The sequence below is a fragment of the Desulfuromusa ferrireducens genome, from assembly GCF_055389805.1.
Window position 1 is genome coordinate 1,135,648 of record NZ_AP042415.1, and the last position, 20,365, is coordinate 1,156,012.

Consider the following 20,365-nt stretch of genomic DNA (forward strand, 5'->3'; position numbering starts at 1 on the left):
GATTGTTTCTAGTCAGCTAGGGGAATGGCAGCATCGGCCCGGAAGTACTTTTAGTTTGTCTGGCTTTAAAATCGGCCGATCTGTGCACTCTGCTGTCGATCATCTCCATATATTTGAGACAGCCCCCCCGTCATAATTTCTACGCTTTGACAATCGATCGCACAGCGCAGGTTGGATCGAATAGAAATCTCGCCATTTTTGTCGGTTTATGATTTGGGATGACGCAACATGCAATATAGATTTAAGTTGAAATATTCTGAACGATTTGCGATACGAGGAGAATGTTATTTTTAAGTCTTCATAAGAGGGTGGTTTCGTTTGCCTGTCTCGCCTTGTTAGTTCCTCTTATAACCAGCTGTTCAGTCTCCCAGAACAATTCCGATCTAGTTCACTTGCGCACATTGAAAGACCAAGCTTATTCTGGCGATCCCGTAAGTCAGTATCAACTCGGCATTCACTATACAACCAGTGAGAAATGGAGATGGGATAAAGCTCGGGGCTACGGTTGGTTTTTTAAAGCTGCAGAGGCAGGGCATGCTGATGCACAGTATATGACCGGTATGAGTCTTCTTCTTGGCCAGGGAGTATCTCAAGATGAAAAAGCAGCCGAGGTTTGGTTGGCCCTTGCAGCTGAACAGGGACATCGGCGGAGTCAGTATCAATTGGGGCTGCATTGTCTGGGGGGGAAAGAAAGTGATTCTATCTGGGGGCGGTATTGGCTGGAGCAGTCAGCCTGGGCCGATTATTCAGAAGCACAATTTTTGCTGGCAGCGTTATTTAAAAAAGGTCTTGGAGGACAAAAAAATCTCTCTGAGGCCTGGGCCTGGTTGAAACGAGCAGTACAGAATAAGAACAAAGATGCTGACACTGCCTTGAAAAAAATAACGCCGACCCTGACTCAAACAGAAACACAACGTGGCATCAAACTCTTGAAGGTTGCAGAAAAGAAGGGTCCAAAAGGATTGTATCTGAAACCCCAAATCCGCTATTTACAGACAATGTTAAACCGTATGGGGTTTGCTGCTGGGCCAGAAGACGGTGAAAGTGGCCAACAGACACAAAAGGCTATTCGGCTGTATCTGCAGAAAAAAGAGCTGCCACGCGATACCTCGATAGATCAATTGATCGGGTATCTACGTGGCAAAAGTTGACGGACCCTAAATACCTACAACGTCCGAAGGCTCATCAGTGGTGTCTTCCTGGTCCTGATTCTTTGTTTCAATGCCCAGCAATTCATTGACCGCCTGAGCGACTTCCTTATCAATACTTTTGTTAGCTGCAGCGGCAAGGGTTTCTACCTCTACTTGCACTGCTTCCTCGACGGCAGCTTGCGCAGCAGTTATTTCCTCCGTAGGCGCATTGGCTTCGATAAGGGCCTCTAGGTGTGCCTGCACATCCTGCCTTTCATTGACCGCTGACTCATAGGAAGCGATACGGCCGACAGCAGAATGGGGCGCAGCATTGGCACGTGCTGTTGCCGAAGCATGGGCTGCATTTAACCGTCCAAGCTTGCTAGCAATGGATCCCCTTGACTTTGCTTTGTCTTGCGCTTGTTTGTCCAGGCCAAGTCCCAGACCATTGCTATGCGCTTGAGAATGATCATGAGAGTGTCCATGGGCATTACCGGAAGACGTTTCTGAATCCGAGTTTCCGTTACTATTCCCATGTCCTCCACCATTGCCGTTCCCGCCGCCGTTCCCGCCGCCGTTCCCGCCGCCGTTCCCGCCGCCGTTCCCGTCGCCGTTCCCGCCGCCGTTCCCGCCGTCTTTCGCAAGGGCTGTCGAAACTGAAAGCTGTCCCGAGGGTAGATCAAAAGAATAGGGAGCCATAATAAAAAGTAATGAGAACAAAAGTACCCATGATTTTTTCGTATAATTTTTCATGTTGCCACCTCCTTGAACTATTAATTAAACCATAATTCAGCCTGGCTGAATTATTTTATTCTGCAATTTTTTTATATCGGTCGAATTTAGTAATCTGAATCGCAGCTGTACAGGTAGACAGTTTACAGTCCCATAAATAGTAAATTTCCATTTTGATACGATCCCGCTGAACCGGCCTACTTAATCCATATCCACCCTTAATTTATACCCTCACCGTGACAGCTTGCTTTCCGGATCACCTCTGCCATACTGAGCAACATCTAAAACAGTTGATGCGAGATTTCAGTTGCCATCTAATTTGATGGGTCGCCAGCCAGGTCCAAAAACCACAGACCATCGTGGAGCTATGTGGTTTTTTGGGAAACGCTTGGACTTGCACAACAAAAAGGTTCTCCCTGAAAGGGGGGAAAAGGAGCTAAGGAAATGGCAGAAGGTACAGTTAAGTGGTTTAACGATTCAAAAGGTTTTGGTTTTATCGAGCAGGAGAGTGGAGATGATGTGTTCGTCCATCATTCCGAAATCCAGGGCGAGGGGTTTAAATCTCTGGCCGAGGGAGACCGTGTGAGTTTTGATGTCACCCAGGGCCAAAAAGGTCCTCAAGCATCTAATGTGCGAAAATTATAGTAAAAGTTTCTACAACCGATCACATCCTAAAAAGAGCCCTACGGCCAATCCGTGGGGCTCTTTTGCGTTAATTTCAATGGCTCAATCATGACAGCGAAGGTATTGAGGTGGGATCACATCTCAACTGTCAAAAAGCTGAGATGTCCCCTTTCATTTTCTCTAGATAGCAGAAGAGTCTCATATATGGTCTCCCCCCCGTATGCAAGGACTTTGTGATGAATGACAGGGACAAGTTTGCTACCATATATCCGGCCTCTTTTTAGGGGCTTTACGCCTCCGGGCCTTAATGATTTACGCGCGCATCGTCCTTATCAAATGTTCGGTTTTTAATAACCGTTGAGACTCTCAGGTTTTCAATGCGCCGGTCTGACCTGTTTTGTCATTACTGATCACAGGGTCTTCGCAATTTCTGGTGGGAGTTCCCCTTTCTTCGCTTCGTTAATGCTTGATCGATGTGATGGTTAAGCTATGTTCGGCTCATAGCATGTGTTGTACCTCAGAATAGCCCAACCGATCCGCGCCATTTTGTTCGCCAACGCAACAACGGCTTTGTTCCATCCTCTTTTTTCTCGGATGCGATTGATCCATCGGCTCAAGGGGTCATCTCTATTGGCTGCTCGAAGGACGACGGTACGGGCGCCATGAATCAATTGCATGCGAAGGTATCTATCCCCACGTTTGCTAATGCCCAAAAGAACATTTTTACCGCCACTGCTGTGTTGACGTGGAACCAGGCCAAGAGATGCCGCTGCATTCCGGCCGCGAACATAGGCACGGCCATCACCAATCGTACTGCGGAAGGCACTCGCAACGATCGGACCGAAGCCTGGGATTGTCTGTAATCTCTGACAGGCATCATCCTGCTGACTTAATAACTCTAGTTCCTTCGTGTAAAACGCAATATGCTCATCAAGCTCGACGAGTTGTTCATAGCGTCGCGCCAGGAGGTTGCGGAACCGAAAGCTCAACCCGTTGTCGGCATCTTCCAGCAGTTCCGGGATCTTTCTGCGCAAAACGGTCAGCCCTTTCGGGAAGCTGATACCGTACTCACCGAGCAAGCCTCTTGTTGAGTTGCTCAAGGCGGTGCGATCTCTCAAGCACTGGGAGCGCATCCGGTGGATGGCTTGCATGTCATGTTCTTCCACTGTTTTAACAGCGACGAACGCAATTCTGGGTCTATCAAGTGACTCGGCAATGGCCCGCGCATCGTTGTAATCGTTCTTGTTCCCTTGCACTAAAGGCTTCACGTACTGGGGCGGTACCAACTTCACATCATGACCAAGGGCACGCAATTCCCGTCCCCAGTAGTGGGATGTTGCACAGGCCTCCATGCCGACACGACAAGGTGGTAATTGAGCAAAGAATTGAAGTACTTGATTACGTCGAAGCATACGTTTCTTGACTTCCTTATTGCGCTCATTGAAACAGACTACATGAAAGACGCTTTTCGCCAAGTCCAAGCCGACAGTGGTAATATTCATTTCGGTCTCCTCTCGCTCTACGTTGATGGTTAGCTACTTACTCTCCATCATGGCGCATAGACGCCGATTTGGTAGCGGGGGGAGACCATTTCATCAAATATTGTAAATATTGCTACCTGGAAGCAGTCTGTCGGATAATGCCTAAATTCAACCTGCTATAATCATTGGAATGTAGAATTGATATACCGGTTGGAGCTTAAACGTAAACTAAAAATAAGGAGATCATCAATGGGGATTTTATCTTGGATCGTAATGGGGTTAATCGTAGGGGTGCTCGCAAAATTCATCATGCCAGGTAAAGACCCTGGAGGAATTATCATTACCATCTTGATAGGAATAGCGGGTTCTTTTGTAGGTGGATTCATAGGGTCTTTTATGGGATTTGGACCAGTTACTGGATTTAATATAGGGAGCCTCTTGCTGGCTATCGGTGGTGCTGTGCTCTTATTGATTCTGTATCGCTTTGTGAAAAAATAGCCACCTGTTGCTGTTTAACATCGACTTCACCAGATCGCTACTGACCCACTATGCACAGAAAGTGCGGAGATTCCCCTAGAGAGCGCAGAAGATTAAGGCCTCTCGTGCCTAACAACTGCATCAAATTGGACTGGCAGTTCCGTTGCGCTCCACAGCCAGGCGGTTATGCTCGACGTTAGGCTTCAGAATGCTTTTTCTTCAAATAGAGTGGATCAACAATCACATATGTGAGAAAAGGAAAAAATGATCGGCGCTATCCTCTTGGCTGTAGGTATTGGTCTCGCAATTTGAGGCTACCAACTTTCTGGCTCTGTCGGCTCACAATTAACAAAAGTAGTTTCAGGCTCTCACTCTGACAAAGTCATGTTTATGTATATTGGCGGAGCGGTTTCTGTGATTGCAGGGCTATTCATGCTTGCGAAAAAATAAGCCTAACAATCAACGTGGCCGGAAAATACGTCTGCGCTAACGTGAATACCTCGGTGGGGCACAAGCAGTTCGTCGCCGCCGGTTATCGTTACCCGTCAGGAAATAGCCCATGAATAGATTGCTGTCTTTTTATCTCTGTTCTTTATTGTGCATTCTGCCTGCTTGTCAGAGTCAGCCTATTCAAACCGAAACAACTGAATTATGTACTGATTCTTGGTATCGTTCTGTGGAGTCGGCTATCCCTTCTGGGGATGGTATGGGTCACGGACCAGATGTTGGCTCCGGGGAATGGAAGTCTGTTATAGAGTTCAAACTCGGCATCCGGGGCAATCCGAACATCCCAGATCGTAATAGTCCAGAATGGTGCAACTATATCAATGCTTCCATTAAACGTAGATGATCCTAACCAACCACTGAAGCGGACTGCCTGATGCTGTAGTGGGTCGGTAGAAGGTTTCTACTCAATTGAAAGTGTTCGGGCAGCCGCTTAGCTCGGGCCGTTGAAAAGTCCTGTCTCATATATGGTCTCCCCCCTGCATGCAAGGACTTTGTGATGAATGACAGTGACAAGGTTGCTACCATATATTCGGCCTCTTTTTAGCGGCTTTACGCCGCCGGGCCTTAATGATTTACGCGCGCATCGTCCTTATCAAAAGTTCGGTTTTTAATAACCGTTGAGACGCTCAGGTTTTCAATGCGCCGGTCTGACCTGTTTTGTCATTACTGATCACAGGGTCTTCGCAATTTCTGGTGGGAGTTCTCCTTTCCTCGCTTCGTTAATGCTTGATCGATGCGATGGTTACGCTATGTTCGGCTCATAACATGTGTTGTACTTCAGAATAGCCCAACCGATCCGCGCCATTTTGTTCGCCAACGCAACAACTGCTTTGTTCCACCCTCTTTGTTCTCGGATGCGATTGATCCATCGACTCAAGGGATCATCTCTATTGGCTGCTCGAAGGACGACGGTACGAGCGCCATGGATCAATTGCATGCGAAGGTATTTATCCCCGCGTTTGCTAATCCCCAAAAGAACATTTTTGCCGCCACTGCTGTGCTGACGTGGAACCAGGCCAAGGGATGCCGCTGCATGTCGACCGCGAACATAGGCACGCCCATCACCAATCGTACTGCGAAAGGCACTCGCAACAATCGGACCGAAGCCCGGGATTGTTTGTAATCTCTGGCAGGCATCATCCTGCTGACTTAATAACTCCAGTTCCTTCGTGTAAAACGCAATATGCTCGTCAAGCTCGACGAGCTGCTCATAGCGTCGCGCCAGGAGGTTGCGGAACCGAAAGCTCAACACGTTGTCGGCATCTTCCAGTAGTTCCGGAATCTTTTTGCGTAAAACGGTCAATCCTTTCGAGAAGCTGATACCGTACTCTCCGAGCAAGCCCCGTGTTGAGTTACTCAAGGCGGTGCGATCCCTCAAGCACTGGGAGCGCATCCGATGGATGGCTTGCATGTCATGTTCTTCCACTGTTTTAACAGCGACGAACGCAATTCTGGGTCTGTCAAGTGCCTCGGCAATGGCCCGCGCATCGTTGTAGTCGTTCTTGTTTCCTTGCACTAAAGGCTTCACGTACTGGGGTGGTACCAACTTCACATCATGACCAATGGCACGCAATTCCCGACCCCAGTAGTGTGATGTTGCGCAGGCTTCCATACCGACACGACATGGTGGTAATTGAGCAAAGAATTGAAGGACATGATTACGTCGAAGCATACGTTTCTTGACTTCCTTATTGCGCTCATTGAAACAGACAACATGAAAGACGCTTTTTGCCAAGTCCAAGCCGACAGTGGTAATATTCATTACGGTCTCCTCTCGCTCAACGTTGATGGTTAGCTTCTTACTCTCCATCATGGCGCATAGATGCCGATTTCGGTAGCGGGGGAGACCATTTCATCAAAAGTAGTGAGTATTTTGATTATCCGCCACCTCTTTAAATTGGGGTGGCGGGTTTCACATAATAATCGGTGGCCGCATTCAATCATAATATGCATTTACTTGCCCTGCGGTTCCCATCGACCAAGTAACTCAACAAAATCGATACCATAATCCAGCCGTTGGATGTAATCATTCATCAGCGCAATCTTTGGTCGACCGGCATACAGAGCGGGCATTTTAAGTTGTGGAGCGTGACCGGTCAGGTACTGCGACTGCTCCATAAGGACGCCATTACGGTCACGTAGTGTGTTGATAAATGACGAGCGGAAACCATGAAAGACTTTGGCCTGTTCGGGGTCGTCCCACTCCATCACCCGTTTGATGTGTTTCCCAAACCGTTTGGAGAACCCGTTCGACCAATTATCCACCGTGGCATAGTAGGTCAGGTTCGGGAACAGTCTGTCGTGTCCCTGGGCAATAAATTCGCGGTAGTTCAAAAGCCCTAACTCGATCAGAGTTTGATGCACAGGCACCCTCCGTACCGACCCTTCAGTCTTGCCCCCCTGCCGGCGTTCCCCATCGATGACAATCCGGAAGAACCAGCAATCAGCCTTGTCGTCATACCGAATATCATCGCAATACAACTGACACAGTTCACTCTGTCGGCAGCCAGAAAGTATGGCAATAATCGGCAACCAGTAGTTTTCGGCGTTCTTATAACAGTGCTTCGCCTTGGTAAAATAGGACGTCTGGAGTAAGCGTAAGATCTCGTCAATACTCCAAGGCAGATAACGATCCTGACTTTCCAGTTCCCCCTCTTCGTTGACCTCCTGGCTGACCTTAAACTTCCAAGTAGGGCAGGGGTTTCGATCGATCCAGCCTTTTTTTGCAGCTTTTTTGAAAATGCTGTTTAACCCGGTTAGGCGGTACTTGATGGAATTCATCTTGATCGGCTCGCCCAAATCGGTACGGTTGACGATCGCTTCCGCCGACATGTGGTCAAGGTCTCTTCTTGAAGAAGCCCCCTTCGGCCATTTACGGATGATCTCACCGGCCTTGAGGATTTCCTGTTCATCGTAATCGCGGATCGGTTTGTCAACCAGCACCCGGAGCAGCGCCTTATGGTTTTGCTGCACCTTGATCAGGGAGGTCTTCTTATTGTTCTGCGCTTGTTCGGCCTCGATCAGTGCACAAACCTCTGACAGCAATTTGTTGGGTCGATCCATTTTACGGCGCAGTTCCCGGTCATACTCAGTATCATTGCAGCGCAGGCGCTCGACCTCTATTTCGAGAATATCAATCTCGGTCCGCACCATTGCCTGGACAAGGCGGTAAAAGTCGGTCGGAGGATCTTTGTTGTATGCTTCTTCGTTAGGATTCAGGTAGTCCTTGGGAGGAAGGTCGATATCCTGCCCGCTTTGTTCAGCCAGAGAATAGGCCGAAATACGAGTGATGTCATCGAAATGGCCATAGCGCCGCAATTCTTTGCGCGCCTTGATGCCGGCCTGATAGTGTTCGAGGAGGGCAGCGTAATCTTCTTCAGTACGGTCTTCGGCAAACTGCCGGTACAACAGCAGGTCATCTTGCCCCTGATTGAGGGAGCGAATATCCCCGGACATGGCAGCCTGGCACATGTCGCTTCCGTGCTCACGCTGCCGTTCATAGCCAGCAAGCACCCTGTCTTTATAGCGTTGCACTAACTGTGCGATCTGTTCGTCACTTAGCATATCCATCCTGATCGTGGTAAATAGTTCTTCGGTCTTATAAACAAGTACCCGCAGCCGGCGCTTTGCCTGTTTGTAGTTTCGAGTCCGAAGCGATACGGTAATGAATTTCTGCTGCAAAAAAGAAAAAAGGTCAGCAGGCACTCTCATACGAAAGTAATACTGCTGACCTCTTTTAGTTAAGTAGCTGCACCCCATAGGAGGCCTCCAGTGTGTTACAACGCGTGTCATAGCACCAGAGTCCTGGTTGTCAGCCCGAATAATTTCAGCTACTTATATGTATTTGGCGGAGGTAGATGAGAATCGAACTCACCCGGGAAGGGATACTCCCCACATCGGTTTTGAAGACCGTGAGCGTCACCAGACCGCTAACTACCTCCGTAACTTTTTGAATGTCACAGTTTTAACTTTTCAAACCCAGCTTTTCAACAACAAAATCGGCCACGGCCGAGGGATTGTTCAGATCAAGTTGCGGCACGTCAACCTGCAGCTCGGTATCGGTCGCTACCGCCACCAGGGTGGGATCCTGTCGTTCCCCCCGCGTAATCAGCCCTTCACCATGCGCCTGACGATAGAGCTCGATCTTCGGCAAGCCACTCTGTTTGAAACCTTCGACCAGAACCAGATCGACATCGGGAAAATAATCGCCGATCAACTCCTCTATTTCCGGTGATTGCTGATGCTGCTTAACCAGCGCCAACTTGCTTGACGAGCAGATCAGCATGCTGTCCGCTCCAGCCTCGGTAAAGCGGTGGCTGTCTTTACCGGGATGATCAATCTCGAACTTATGTGCGTCGTGCTTGATCGCCCCAACCTTGTAACCGCGTGCTTTGAGCTCGCTGATCACGGTGGTCAGCAGGGTGGTTTTACCGGTCCCGGAACGGGCGATAAATGAGATAGCCGGTGGCTGTTTTCTGTCCATACTAATACCCCAACGCCGTGGACGCCCCAAGCAGGTGCACATCCAGTTTATCCCCTGCTGCGTAATAATCTCTGTCGGGAGCCAAAAGAGCAATCCCCTGAGCGTAGATCATGGTGCGCAGGATACCGGTATTCTGATCCCCAGCGCTGACGATGACCATTTCTCCCTGTTCATTCAACTCAACCGCCACCCGCATCAACTGGAGACGGTCATACTTCTTTTTCACCGGTTCCTGGAGTTTGGCTTTGAACAGCGGCTTGAGCAGGGTGCGGTGACCCATCATCTTTAGCAAGGCCGGACGGACAAACTCTTCAAAAGTAATCATCGTTGAAACCGGATTGCCGGGCAGGGAAAAAACAGGAGTTTTACCCTGCATGCCGAACGCGGTCGGTTTACCTGGCTTGATGTTGATTTTCCAGAACAGTTGCTTTACGCCCAGTTCTTCGAGGACCTCGCGGACGTAATCACGATCACCGGCGGACACTCCAGCCGAAGTAATCAACACGTCGGCCTGCAATCCATCACTGAGCTTTTCCCGCAAACTCTCCAGGTTGTCGCGGGCGATGCCGAGCATCAACGGTTCGGCGCCAATCTCGCGGATCGCCGCCGCCAGGGCCCAGGAGTTGCTATTGATAACGCCTCCTTCGAAACGCAGTTCATCCAGTTCCTGCAGCTCATCGCCGGTGGAAAGGATCGCCACTCGGACCCGACGGCGCACCTTGACCATCGACATGCCGAAAGAGGCGAGCAGGCTGATTTCGGCGGGTCGCAACACGGTTCCGGCCTCGATAACCCGATCTCCCGGTTTGATATCTTCGCCCTGCCAGCGGATATGCTCGCCCTTTTTGACCGGCCCGAGAATAGTCACCTGACCAGGGGCTTCAACGGTCTCCTCAAAGGGCACAATCGCATCGGCACCTTGCGGAATCGGCGCCCCGGTCATGATCTTGACCGCCGTCTGCGCCTTGACCGTGCAATTCAACCGGCCTCCGGCAGGCAGATAGCCGACTAACGGCAGGATCGCTCCGGTGGAACAATCCTCAGCACGCACCGCGTAGCCATCCATCGCTGAATTATCGAACAACGGTAACGGTTGGTTGGCAATGACATCCTCGGCGACCGCCCGACCGGCAGCGTCGAGCAAGGAAACTTTTTCTATCGCCAACGGTTCGACAGCATCAATAATCTGCTGGCGCGCCTGATAAAATGAAATCGGCATCTTTTCTCCTCATCGTTAAACTTTATTTTTAGCGTTGCTGAAGCAGATTTAATCCCAAATTAACCAGCAGCGCCACCCCCATCAACACCAATCCGAGAGCCAGTCCAAAAGCAAACTCCCCCTTACTTGTTTCCAGGGCAATGGCAGTCGTCATGGTGCGGGTGGTGCCGCGGATATTGCCACCGAGCATCATCGCCACGCCGACTTCGGCAATCACGCGGCCGAAACCAGCGATCACCGCCGCCATCACGCCGAAACGAATCTCGCGCAGCAGTTGCACCGCCGCCTGCAAACGGGAGGCGCCGAGGGTCAGGGCAGTGTTGATAATCCGCTCGTCGGACCCGCTGACTGCCGCCAACACCAGGTTGGCAACGATTGGTGTGGCCAACACCGTTTGCCCGGCAATCATCGCCAGCGGTGTAAACAGCAATCCGAGATCCCCGAGTGGCCCCTGTCGACTGAACAAACCGAACAGTAGCAGGCCAACCACTACAGTCGGCAGAGCCATCAAGGTATTCAGCAGGGTGATCATCAACCGCCGGCCGCGAAACCGGCTGATCCCCAGCCAGAGACCGATCGGCACCCCAACCAGCGCGGCCATCAGGATGGCGCAACTGGAGGTGTACAGGGATGTCCAGACGGTCATCTGGACATCCCGATCGAAACTGATGATCAGCTCAACGGCTGCAAGCAGGGATTCACCTAAAAAGCCCAAAGAGTTTCCTTACTCGGCAACGTAAAAAAGTTGCTCGCCACCTTTACGGAAACTGGTGATCAGGGCCCGGGCTGGAGGAGAAACCAGATAGTCGAGGAATTTTTTCGCGTGCTCGACCTTTACATGGTCGTGTTTGGCCGGATTTACCATGATCACGCCATAAGGGTTAAACAGGCCGTTATCTCCTTCGACGGCAATTCGCAGCTCGGTCTTGGTTTTGAATGCCAAGTAGGTGCCGCGGTCGGTCAAGGTATAACCCTGACGCTCGCCAGCCATGACGATTACCTCGCCCATGCCGCGGCCAGCTTCCAGGTACCAGTCTCCAGCCGGTGCAACAGCAGCCTTTTTCCACAACTGCTTTTCGCGCGAGTGGGTGCCGGAATCGTCGCCACGCGAGACAAAGGTACTACCGGTGGCAGCAATCTTGGCCATAGCGGCGGTCGCGTCTTTACTGCCTTTAATCCCTGCGGGGTCACTGGCCGGGCCGATGATGATGAAGTCATTGTACATGACATCGCGGCGATCAACGCCGAAACCGGCGGCGACAAATTTATCTTCCTTGCTGCGCGCATGCACCAACACCACATCGACATCGCCGTTTTCGCCCAACTTGATCGCTTTGCCGGTGCCGACGGCAATGACGTCAACCTTGCAATCGTTGGCCTGCTCAAACGGCGGCAGCAACTCGGCCAGCAGACCGGAATTTTCCGTTGAGGTGGTCGTCGCGAGACGCAAATGCTCGCTGGCCAATGCACTTCCGGCTAGCACCAACAGGCAACTTAGCAGAACCAAAATACGCTGTACTTTCATTTTCCTCTATCCTCCATCTTGCAAACAAAAAACGCCTTTCAGATGAAAGGCGTAAACAGCCGCACCCATTTAGTGCAACTGTACGTCTCCTTTCCAAATACGGGAGGTCCGGTCGTTTCCCACCGAACCCAACGGCTTTAGCGCCACGGCAAATACCGACAGGCAAAAAAAGCTCGGAGAATGACAATCATGTTGTGCATGTTCCAGACGGCCCAGTGGGTCGCCCGATTTGCTTATCCCTTCACCTGCCGCAGCAGGGGTTGATAGTTCTCGTTTGGGTGAACCGCTGGCGTTTGCTGCAGCTGACCATCGGCCAAGGAGAGGATCTCACCGCCCAGCCGCTGCGGCTGTTGCGCATCATGGCTGGCGATCACCACCGTCATCCCTTGCAGTGGGAGACCGACCAGGAAACGCTCCAAAGCAGCCAATTGTCCGACATCGAGATTGGCGGTCGACTCATCGAGCAGTAACAGCTGCGGCCGCAAGCAGAGGGCTCGCGCCAGCGCAACCCGCCGGGTTTCACCGCCGGATAATTGTTCTGCCGAGCGCTGCTGAAAACCGTCCAAGCCGACAACCTGCAGCGCCTGATCGATCCGGCTTTGTAACTCCTGTCCTTTTAAGCCACGCAGTTTCAAACCGAAAGCGAGATTCTTCTCAACACTGCCGACAAACAGCAGCGGATTCTGTTCGAGCAGGGTGATCTGTTGCCGCAGCCGTTGCAGACTGGACCCGGTCCATAACACCGGCTGCCCGGCAAAACTCAGCTGCCCACTTTGTGGCTGTTGCAAAAGGGCCAACAGTCGCAGCAGGGTACTTTTCCCAGCGCCGTTTTCCCCTTTCAGAACATAGAGACGTCCTGTTTGCAGATTGAGCCTCGGCACCTGCAGGGAAAAATCCCCTTGTTGCAAGCTGATATTGTTTAGTTCGAGCAGCGTCGTCATCATGCCGATCCCACAAAAAAAGCTCCTTCCGCATGGAAGAAGCCCTTAAAAGACCATAGGAGACAGATAAGCTGCACCAGTAGCCTTTTTCAGGATCCCCTTTCCAAACGGGAGGCCCGGCCGTTTCCAGCCGCACCCATCGACCGACCGCCATCAGGAAAACCCTCTAAGGCGGGACGGTTCGGAGAACCAATATTTAGTTTTTAGTTGCTGTTGCCTTCGAGCAACGGCACGGAACTTAACTCCTCATTGCTAACCAGAGTACCACGCAGTCGGAAATAATCCTCCGGCGTGTTGATATTCTGAAAGCTTTTCTCGCCAGGATCAAGCTCTTTTATCTTTTTGCTGGAAATTTCTACTACTTTGACCTGATCGAAGAACAGCATGATCCGCCGCTGTCCGCCGTCCAGCACCTGCTCCATGGCCGACAAACAACTCTTGTCGTAGAGGGCATGCAACGGCTCGTGGCCACCACTGCTGTTCGGAATAACCAGATCGCCACGACTGGCCTGAGCACAAATATGCCGGACCACACGAGCGGAGATAAACGGCATATCACAGCCGACGACAAAAATCTGCTCGTTGCCGGCGTGGGCCAGCCCGGAATGAACCCCGGCCAGCGCCCCCTGCGCATAGTAGAGATCGGGGACCTTGCGACAATCGATTTCGCTGTACAGTTCCGGCGAATTGGTAACGATCACCACCTCATCGAACAAGGCCGCCATGCGGCTATAAACATGATCGATGAAGCGCGCGCCCTGAATCGGTAGCAACGACTTATCGCTGCCCATGCGCCGACTTTCGCCACCAGCGAGGATCACCCCAGTGATGCCGGGGATCCGCTTAGCGGCACCAGAAATCTGCAGTTGCTGGGCATGGCTGTAAATTTCCAGACCGCTGCCACGCAGGTAACCGACCAAGGTAATTCCGGCCTGCTGACAGAGCTCGATGGCCTTGTCGGTCGGCGAGGTCCGGGAGGCGATCAGGCCGATGCCAAGCCGCGCGGCCTTGGCAACCATCTCGGTAGAAATCCGGCCCGATGTCACCAGCATCTTATCTTGCAAGTTGAGTTGCTTGAAGAGCGCCTCTCCGGCGAGCCGGTCAAGGGTATTGTGGCGGCCGATATCCTCGGCATAGAGCAGCAGACCATCTTCATCGCCGATCGCCGCCGAGTGGATGCCGCCGTGGCTGCGATATTGCTCGGTCCGCTCGTTCAACTCTTTCATCAGCTGAAAGAGGCGGTCACTGCTGTAGCGGCGCTGTTTTTGCCGTGAATCAGCGAGCAAACGCTCGGGCAGATTATAGGCGATACCGGTTCCACAACCGGAGGTCAGGGTCGGTTGCAGTAGCTCCGGCAGATCGCCCCGCAGACGCACTTCGGCCAAGCCGAAATCGTCACAGACGCCGAGAGAAAGAATATCATCGAGCGAATCGATGAAGCCCTGCAGGCGAAAAAAACCAGCCAGCAGAAAATTGAGTTTGTGCGGCGAACTGACCAGGGTCGCCAGTTCGCGGCCATTGACGCGCAAACGTAGCGGATATTCTTCAACCACCGCCCGCCGGGCGCTTTCACTGCGCCCTTTGGTCAGGCGAATAATTTTATGTTCAGATGGCTTTTCCATAGATCTCAAACCTCAACTCAAATCACGAAGATTTGGAGTGATTTAGTAGCAAATACAGATTAGCGTCTCTCCAGCGCCACGACAATCGCTTTTCCGGCGCAGGAGAAGAACCTCCTGCGACAACGCCGCAGGAGGTCAACAATGAGCGCTTAATTCACGCCGGAAACAGCTTTGCCTTTCGGCAATTTAGCGGTTGCTGGTTGCTGTTCGTCTCCACCAATCTTATGGAAGGAATCGGGCAACGAGTAATCGACCGTTTCCGGGTGATGTTCAAAGATCGGGAAATACTTGGCGATCAAGACGAAGAACAGGATATGCCCGGCGATGATACCGATAGTCACCAGCGATTCAACAATCGAAGGATAATAGATCTGGTCTGGATTCATCATTCCGAACATCGAAACGTTAAAGCGATTCAGCACCAGACCAAAAACCACCAGACATGCAGCGATCGCCCGACGGCGATCATCATTACGCACCGACTTCTGGGTAAACATGAAGAAGGGCAGAATAAATCCAATCACCAGCTCAACAACAAACAGCAGCGTCAGCACCGGACGATCGAAAAAGGGGCCATTCGACAAAGCCAGCAGACTGTAGCCCCGCACAGCGAGATACAGGCCGAGCGTCCAAGGTAGAATCTTCGCCAGGGTCTGCAAAAACACCCCTTCGTTCGCCTGTCCCATCCATTTGTGACAAGCGGTCGCCTCAATAATGATGATGCACATACCGGAACAGATGGCGCTGATCCAAAACAGCAACGGCAGCAGCGGGTTGTACCAGAGGTTGTGCAGCTTGTCGACAGCGATCAGAAAGAAGGTACCGAGCGACGATTGGTGCAGGGTCGAGATCGCTGCGGCCAGAATAACCAGCGGCATTTCCAGCCAACGCAGCACCCGCAAAGACAAGTGCCAACCGAACTTTTCCGCCACCGGCGAAAGAAATTCGAGAAACAGCACCGTGGTGTAGGCCATAACGCACATGGAAACTTCAAACATCGGTGAATGGACGTTCCAGTAACGCAGGACGTGCCAGCCTTTATGAGGTTGCCCAAGGTCAAGGATCAGACCGATACAGACCAGCGAGTAACCCAAGAAGCCGGTCACAATCGCCGGGCGTACCAGCGGCTCGAGCTTTTTAATATGGAAACAATGGACAATGGCTCCCAAAGTGAAAGCCCCAGCGGCCAACGGCACCGCCGTCACCACATCGAAGGAGATCCACAATCCCCAGGGGTAGGTGTCATTCATGTTGGTGGTCGCACCCAGGCCAAAAACAAAGCGCACCATAGACGCTAGCGCAGCGACGACGACCAGAAAGATCAGAAACTTAATAAAGCTGTGGTAGCCTTTGACTTCATTGACAACATATTTAGCTGCAGTCATCGTTAATCCTCCTTCTCTGGCGCAGGATTATCGGCCTGCTCGGCTTCTCTCTCGTTCTTCAGTCGATCGCGACGATGGGTAACCCAAGACAGGGCGGATAATCCACCCCCGACGGTAATAAAGGCCGCTGGAACCAACCGCAGCGCCTGCCAGGTGTAGCCAGGCAGAGCCCGCAGGGTGACCGGTTTGAAGCCGAGTTCATCGAAGGGCAGCGAGGTCAGGTAGATGACCGAAGTTCCGCCAGCTTCTTCTTTGCCGTAAACCTTGTGGATGTACTTATCCGGATGCTTGGCCAGACGCTCTTCAGCGATCTTGATCATTTCATCCCGCGGACCATAAGTAATCGCGGTCGGGCAGGCGGTGGCACAAGCGGGCTTCATTCCCTCTTTGAGGCGGCTGTAGCAACCGGTACATTTCTTGACCAGCGGCAGGCCTTTGCTCCACTCGTATTTAGGCACGCCAAAGGGGCAGGCGATCATGCAGAAACGGCAGCCGATGCAGCGATCGGCCTTGTAGATGACCGGACCCTCTGCGGTTTTCTCGAAGGCACCGACCGGACAGACCGAGGCGCAGGCCGGATCGTTACAGTGCATGCACATCTCTTTGTAGAAGGCGAACTCGTTCTGGCCGTTTTTCTGGTAGTCGCGGAATTTGATGCGGGTAAACGTATATTCCGACATCGCCGGCGGATTCTGATAGCCCTCGCCGCTGAAGAACTCCGTCTCTTCCGCCTCAAGCTGGTTCCACTGCTTACAGGCGACCTGACAACCACGGCAGCCGGTACATTTGGTCATATCGATCAGAAAGGCGTTGTTTTTCGAGAGGTTACTCTTGCTCATGATTTAATGCCTCCTTTCTCGATATTACAGAGGAACGCTTTGTATTCTGGAATAGTGGTATTGGCATCGCCAACCGCGGCGGTCAGCATGTTAGCGCTACCACCGGTGGCCAGACCGTTGAAGCCGAAGTGCCACGGCAGGCCAACCTGCTCAACCATCTTGCCACTGACGCGCAGCGGTTTGATCCGCGAAGTCACCAGCGCTTTGGCTTCAATCGCGCCACGGGCCGAAGAAATCGTCACCATGTCGCCATTTTTCAGGCCCTTCCACTCGGCCAATTCTTCACCGATCTCGACAAACATGTCGGGAACCAGCTCGACCAACCATGGCAGGTTGCGGGTCATGGCCCCGGCTTGCCAGTGCTCGGAAACCCGATAGGTGGTGCCGATGTAGGGGTACTTGCCAGTGTTATCGATCTTGCCGGGGGTCGACACCGCAGGATTGCTCTGCTGCGAGGTCATGGCGTTGGCGACCGGGCTCTCCATCGGCTCGTAGTGCTCCGGCAACGGACCATCGGCCAGACCGGCAGCGAACAAACGACCATAGCCTTCGGCGATCATGATAAACGGCGACTTGGTGCCATCTTCGCTCATCGGTACCCAACCACCGTCAGGAACATCGCCTTCCCATTTACGGGTCACTTTGTTCCAGGCGATAACCGGTTTTTTCGGGTTCCACGGCTTGCCGTCCAGATCGACCGAGGCGCGGTTATACAGAACCCGCCGGTTGACCGGCCAGCACCAGGACCAGTTGTGATAGAAACCCATGCCGCTGGGGTCTTCCAGACCGCGACGCTGCATCAGGTTGCCGGCTTCGGTATAGGAATTACAGTACAGCCAGTTGCCGCTGGTGGTTGAGCCGTCGGCCTGCAAGAAGGCAAAGCTCGGCACCTGCTGTCCTTTTTTGTACTGCTTGCCCTTGATGACAATATCGCGGGTGAACTGACCGTTACACTCACGGGCGACCATATCGATGCTCGGCTCGTGACCGTCACCGTAGTTCCAGTCGAGATCGGTGATCGGACCGGGAAAGACGCCGTCTTTTTTGTAGAGGGCTTTGAGGTTCTTGACCCACTGATCGACGATAAAGGCATCACTCTCGGCGTGGCCGGGAGGGTTGACCGCTTTGTAGCGCCACTGTGCCCAGCGCCCGGAGTTGGAAATGGAGCCTTCCTTTTCCACCGACGAAGCGGCCGGCAGCAGGAACACCTCGGTATCGATAGTTTTCGGATCGACGCCGGGGCGCCGCCAGAAGACCGAGGTCTCGGTTTCCCAGAGATCGGCGGCAACCATCCACTTGAGGCTATCCAGACCGTTAGCGATGGAACCGGCATCCGGGCCACCGACGATCGGATTGGTGCCCATACAGACCAGGCCTTCGAAACCACCGCCCTGCAAACGCTCCATCAGTTTGATGAAGGAGTAGTTGCCGCTGCGTTTCGGCAGGTAGTCGTAACAGAAATCGTTCTGCTCGGTTGCGGCATCTCCCCAATAAGCCTTGAGCAGACTGGTCATGTACTTCGGTGTGTTAGCCCACCAGTTGGCGCTCTGCTTGTCGTTGGTCTTCGGCGTCCACTTGGCGTTGTAGGTCGACAGGTCTTTGTTGTCGTAGGTCGGAACCTTCAGGTAGCCAGGCAGGATGTGGTAGAGGATCGCGTAATCGGTCGAGCCCTGCACGTTCGACTCGCCGCGCAGCGCGTTGATACCGCCACCGGCCAGGCCGATGTTGCCGAGCAACAGTTGTAGCATGGCGTAAGAACGGACATTCTGGGTGCCGTGGGTGTGCTGGGTGGTGCCCATGGCGTACATGATGGTCGCGACCTTGCCGACCTTGCTGGTGGCGCAGAAGGTGCGCACCACTTCCATGTAATCCTGAATGGCGGTGCCGGTGATCTCACAGACCTTCTCCGGGGTGTAACGGGAGTAGTGCTGCTTCATCAACTGATAGACGGAGCGGGGATTTTCCAGGCTGTCGTCACGCATCGGTAGACCGTCGGTGCCGACCTGGTAGGCCCAGCTCTCTTTGTCGTAGCTGAAGTTTTCGCCGTCGTAGCCGGTGAACAGGCCGTCGTTGAAATCGAAATCTTCGCTGACCAGAAAGGCGGCGTTGGTGTAGTTCACCACGTACTCTTTGTGGATTTCGTTATTGTTCAGCGCATAGTTGATCATGCCGCCGATAAAGGCGATATCGGTACCGGGACGCAGCTGGGCGTAGGTATCCGCCTTGGATGAAGTTCTGGTGTAGCGCGGATCGACGGAGATCAGCTTGGCGCCGTCATCCATCGCCTTTTCCACGTATTTAAAGGAAATCGGGTGGTTCTCTGCTGGGTTCGAACCGATACACATGATGACATCGGCATGCTGGATATCAATCCAATGGTTAGTCATTGCTCCGCGACCGAACGAGGCTGCCAGACCGGCAACCGTTGCAGAGTGTCATATTCGGGCTTGGTGTTCTAAATAACCCACCCCCATGGCGCGGGCAAACTTTCCGAGCAGGTAGCACTCTTCGTTATCCAGGGCAGCGGCACCGATCATCGCAAAGCCTTCGTTGCGATTGACGGTGAACATTTCGCCGTTGATCTTCTCTTCTTTAACAAAGTTGCGATCGCGGGTCTCCTTCATATTCTTGGCAATCCGCTCCATTGCCCAGTCCCAGGATTTATCTTCCCACTTGTCACTCTTCGGCGCCCGATATTTGACGGTGGTCAGGCGACGTTCGTTGTTGGCCACCTGAAACAGGGCGCTGCCTTTGGAGCAGAGCGAGCCCTGGTTGATCGGATGTTCCGGATCGCCCTCAATGTTAACCACCTTGCCATCTTTGGTGTGCACGATCATGCCGCAACCGACCGCACAATAAGGACAGATGGTGGTGCTCGACTGCAACCCTTTGGTGCGCATTACCGGCGAATCAACACTGGCCTGCACCGGTTTTCCGGTTAAGGCGACGGTGCCGGCCGCCAGACCGCCACCTTTGAGAAAATTCCGTCTCGAAACTGTCATTCTATTCTCTCCTTGCTAATAATTTTGCCATCAGATGGGCAGAAAGCCGCTTCTCCTTTGCGCAAGGGTTGTACCAATCCGTTTACGTTATTTTCTAATTAGCTGAAAAGTTTAGTAAAACTCGGTTTCTAATCGTAAAAAGGAAGAAACGGATATGCTTTTCAGGGGGACGGATTCGGGTCATTCTGTCCCGACCTGGGTCGCCATGACCCAGGTCGGGTGACCACAATCTCTGGAACGCGAAATAATAACTGACACCAAGTATCGAAATTTCAGCTGCTTAACGGGAAAAATAGAGAAGTTGCTTTGTATGGGTTGAATATTGCGTGTACCATATCTTTTTAACTCGACACTTTTCCTCGCCAATAGCGCTACCGCGAACAACCGAGCAGCGCATA

17 protein-coding genes, 1 tRNA gene, 2 pseudogenes and 2 riboswitches are annotated in these 20,365 nt (G+C 52.4%); of the genes and pseudogenes, 5 read left to right on the plus strand and 15 right to left on the minus strand.

The features are described from left to right. The first annotated feature begins 281 nt into the window (after positions 1-281). Entirely contained in the window at positions 282-1,151 is an 870-nt protein-coding gene (locus ACZ5PT_RS05160; protein ID WP_464265742.1) for a peptidoglycan-binding protein, read from the plus strand. A gap of 6 nt (positions 1,152-1,157) precedes the next feature. Here the strand turns inward: ACZ5PT_RS05160 and ACZ5PT_RS05165 are convergent, their stop codons facing one another. Then, complete coding sequence (locus tag ACZ5PT_RS05165; RefSeq protein WP_464265743.1) at positions 1,158-1,883, minus strand: hypothetical protein; 726 nt, start codon at positions 1,881-1,883, stop codon at positions 1,158-1,160. Positions 1,884-2,306: 423 nt separating this feature from the next. Between ACZ5PT_RS05165 and ACZ5PT_RS05170 the strand changes: the two genes are divergently transcribed. Beyond that, positions 2,307-2,507, plus strand: a complete 201-nt coding sequence (locus tag ACZ5PT_RS05170; RefSeq protein WP_464265744.1) for a cold-shock protein — start codon at positions 2,307-2,309, stop codon at positions 2,505-2,507. Positions 2,508-2,968: 461 nt separating this feature from the next. Here the strand turns inward: ACZ5PT_RS05170 and ACZ5PT_RS05175 are convergent, their stop codons facing one another. Further along, positions 2,969-3,988, minus strand: coding sequence for an IS110 family RNA-guided transposase (locus tag ACZ5PT_RS05175; protein ID WP_464265745.1), 1,020 nt, complete (start codon positions 3,986-3,988; stop codon positions 2,969-2,971). 228 nt (positions 3,989-4,216) lie between these two features. Here ACZ5PT_RS05175 and ACZ5PT_RS05180 point away from each other — a divergent pair, with 228 nt between their 5' ends. The 3 genes and pseudogenes from ACZ5PT_RS05180 (at position 4,217) to ACZ5PT_RS05190 (ending at position 5,294) form a co-directional block, all read left to right on the plus strand. After that, positions 4,217-4,465 carry a GlsB/YeaQ/YmgE family stress response membrane protein gene (locus tag ACZ5PT_RS05180; protein ID WP_464265746.1) on the plus strand — a complete coding sequence of 83 codons (249 nt, stop codon included), beginning with the start codon at positions 4,217-4,219 and terminating at the stop codon, positions 4,463-4,465. A 303-nt stretch (positions 4,466-4,768) separates the two neighbouring features. Next, positions 4,769-4,894: pseudogene (locus ACZ5PT_RS05185) on the plus strand (DUF3185 family protein); the annotation flags it as partial. A 109-nt stretch (positions 4,895-5,003) separates the two neighbouring features. Further along, the gene (locus ACZ5PT_RS05190; RefSeq protein ID WP_464265747.1) at positions 5,004-5,294 is read left to right on the plus strand and encodes a hypothetical protein; all 291 of its coding nucleotides are present in this window, start codon (positions 5,004-5,006) and stop codon (positions 5,292-5,294) included. 399 nt (positions 5,295-5,693) lie between these two features. On the opposite strand, the gene ACZ5PT_RS05195 is transcribed toward ACZ5PT_RS05190, so the two are convergent. From ACZ5PT_RS05195 to fdnG, 13 genes and pseudogenes are all read right to left on the minus strand, one after another. Continuing rightward, positions 5,694-6,713: an IS110 family RNA-guided transposase gene (locus ACZ5PT_RS05195; RefSeq protein WP_464263625.1), complete on the minus strand. Its 1,020-nt coding sequence runs from the start codon at positions 6,711-6,713 to the stop codon at positions 5,694-5,696. Between the two features lie 191 nt (positions 6,714-6,904). Then, positions 6,905-8,515, minus strand: coding sequence for a hypothetical protein (locus tag ACZ5PT_RS05200; protein ID WP_464266780.1), 1,611 nt, complete (start codon positions 8,513-8,515; stop codon positions 6,905-6,907). Positions 8,516-8,533: 18 nt separating this feature from the next. Next, positions 8,534-8,743, minus strand: a pseudogene (locus ACZ5PT_RS05205) (DUF6538 domain-containing protein); the annotation flags it as partial. A 53-nt stretch (positions 8,744-8,796) separates the two neighbouring features. Next, positions 8,797-8,892: transfer RNA gene (locus ACZ5PT_RS05210), tRNA-Sec, on the minus strand. Between the two features lie 23 nt (positions 8,893-8,915). Then, the gene (mobB, locus tag ACZ5PT_RS05215) at positions 8,916-9,434 is read right to left on the minus strand and encodes a molybdopterin-guanine dinucleotide biosynthesis protein B (protein WP_464265748.1); all 519 of its coding nucleotides are present in this window, start codon (positions 9,432-9,434) and stop codon (positions 8,916-8,918) included. Position 9,435: 1 nt separating this feature from the next. Further along, positions 9,436-10,653: a molybdopterin molybdotransferase MoeA gene (locus tag ACZ5PT_RS05220; protein ID WP_464265749.1), complete on the minus strand. Its 1,218-nt coding sequence runs from the start codon at positions 10,651-10,653 to the stop codon at positions 9,436-9,438. 28 nt (positions 10,654-10,681) lie between these two features. Further along, positions 10,682-11,368, minus strand: a complete 687-nt coding sequence (locus ACZ5PT_RS05225; protein ID WP_464265750.1) for an ABC transporter permease — start codon at positions 11,366-11,368, stop codon at positions 10,682-10,684. Between the two features lie 9 nt (positions 11,369-11,377). After that, entirely contained in the window at positions 11,378-12,178 is an 801-nt protein-coding gene (locus ACZ5PT_RS05230; RefSeq protein WP_464265751.1) for an ABC transporter substrate-binding protein, read from the minus strand. A 70-nt stretch (positions 12,179-12,248) separates the two neighbouring features. Next, positions 12,249-12,369, minus strand: a riboswitch (molybdenum cofactor riboswitch). Between the two features lie 42 nt (positions 12,370-12,411). Next, positions 12,412-13,122: an ATP-binding cassette domain-containing protein gene (locus ACZ5PT_RS05235; protein WP_464265752.1), complete on the minus strand. Its 711-nt coding sequence runs from the start codon at positions 13,120-13,122 to the stop codon at positions 12,412-12,414. Between the two features lie 77 nt (positions 13,123-13,199). Then, a riboswitch (molybdenum cofactor riboswitch) is annotated at positions 13,200-13,318 on the minus strand. Between the two features lie 4 nt (positions 13,319-13,322). Next, positions 13,323-14,741: a formate dehydrogenase accessory sulfurtransferase FdhD gene (gene fdhD, locus ACZ5PT_RS05240; RefSeq protein WP_464265753.1), complete on the minus strand. Its 1,419-nt coding sequence runs from the start codon at positions 14,739-14,741 to the stop codon at positions 13,323-13,325. Positions 14,742-14,890: 149 nt separating this feature from the next. After that, positions 14,891-16,126 carry an NrfD/PsrC family molybdoenzyme membrane anchor subunit gene (gene nrfD, locus ACZ5PT_RS05245; RefSeq protein ID WP_464265754.1) on the minus strand — a complete coding sequence of 412 codons (1,236 nt, stop codon included), beginning with the start codon at positions 16,124-16,126 and terminating at the stop codon, positions 14,891-14,893. Between the two features lie 2 nt (positions 16,127-16,128). Next, on the minus strand, positions 16,129-16,965 hold the full coding sequence (locus ACZ5PT_RS05250; RefSeq protein WP_464265755.1) for a 4Fe-4S dicluster domain-containing protein: 837 nt from the start codon (positions 16,963-16,965) through the stop codon (positions 16,129-16,131). Continuing rightward, complete coding sequence (fdnG, locus tag ACZ5PT_RS05255) at positions 16,962-19,967, minus strand: formate dehydrogenase-N subunit alpha (RefSeq protein ID WP_464265756.1); 3,006 nt, start codon at positions 19,965-19,967, stop codon at positions 16,962-16,964. Before fdnG ends, ACZ5PT_RS05250 begins: the two co-directional genes overlap by 4 nt. Between the last annotated feature and the right edge of the window lie 398 nt (positions 19,968-20,365).

Bases quoted from the DNA above. Each gene is read 5' to 3' on its own strand.
- ACZ5PT_RS05175 (WP_464265745.1), bottom strand. From the start codon at position 3,988: ATGAATATTACCACTGTCGGCTTGGACTTGGCGAAAAGCGTCTTTCAT.
- ACZ5PT_RS05195 (WP_464263625.1), bottom strand. From the start codon at position 6,713: ATGAATATTACCACTGTCGGCTTGGACTTGGCAAAAAGCGTCTTTCAT.
- ACZ5PT_RS05180 (WP_464265746.1), top strand. From the start codon at position 4,217: ATGGGGATTTTATCTTGGATCGTAATGGGGTTAATCGTAGGGGTGCTC.
- ACZ5PT_RS05230 (WP_464265751.1), bottom strand. From the start codon at position 12,178: ATGAAAGTACAGCGTATTTTGGTTCTGCTAAGTTGCCTGTTGGTGCTA.
- ACZ5PT_RS05160 (WP_464265742.1), top strand. From the start codon at position 282: ATGTTATTTTTAAGTCTTCATAAGAGGGTGGTTTCGTTTGCCTGTCTC.
- mobB (WP_464265748.1), bottom strand. From the start codon at position 9,434: ATGGACAGAAAACAGCCACCGGCTATCTCATTTATCGCCCGTTCCGGG.
- ACZ5PT_RS05165 (WP_464265743.1), bottom strand. From the start codon at position 1,883: ATGAAAAATTATACGAAAAAATCATGGGTACTTTTGTTCTCATTACTT.
- ACZ5PT_RS05200 (WP_464266780.1), bottom strand. From the start codon at position 8,515: ATGCTAAGTGACGAACAGATCGCACAGTTAGTGCAACGCTATAAAGAC.
- ACZ5PT_RS05170 (WP_464265744.1), top strand. From the start codon at position 2,307: ATGGCAGAAGGTACAGTTAAGTGGTTTAACGATTCAAAAGGTTTTGGT.
- ACZ5PT_RS05235 (WP_464265752.1), bottom strand. From the start codon at position 13,122: ATGATGACGACGCTGCTCGAACTAAACAATATCAGCTTGCAACAAGGG.
- nrfD (WP_464265754.1), bottom strand. From the start codon at position 16,126: ATGACTGCAGCTAAATATGTTGTCAATGAAGTCAAAGGCTACCACAGC.
- ACZ5PT_RS05190 (WP_464265747.1), top strand. From the start codon at position 5,004: ATGAATAGATTGCTGTCTTTTTATCTCTGTTCTTTATTGTGCATTCTG.
- ACZ5PT_RS05250 (WP_464265755.1), bottom strand. From the start codon at position 16,965: ATGAGCAAGAGTAACCTCTCGAAAAACAACGCCTTTCTGATCGATATG.
- ACZ5PT_RS05220 (WP_464265749.1), bottom strand. From the start codon at position 10,653: ATGCCGATTTCATTTTATCAGGCGCGCCAGCAGATTATTGATGCTGTC.
- fdhD (WP_464265753.1), bottom strand. From the start codon at position 14,741: ATGGAAAAGCCATCTGAACATAAAATTATTCGCCTGACCAAAGGGCGC.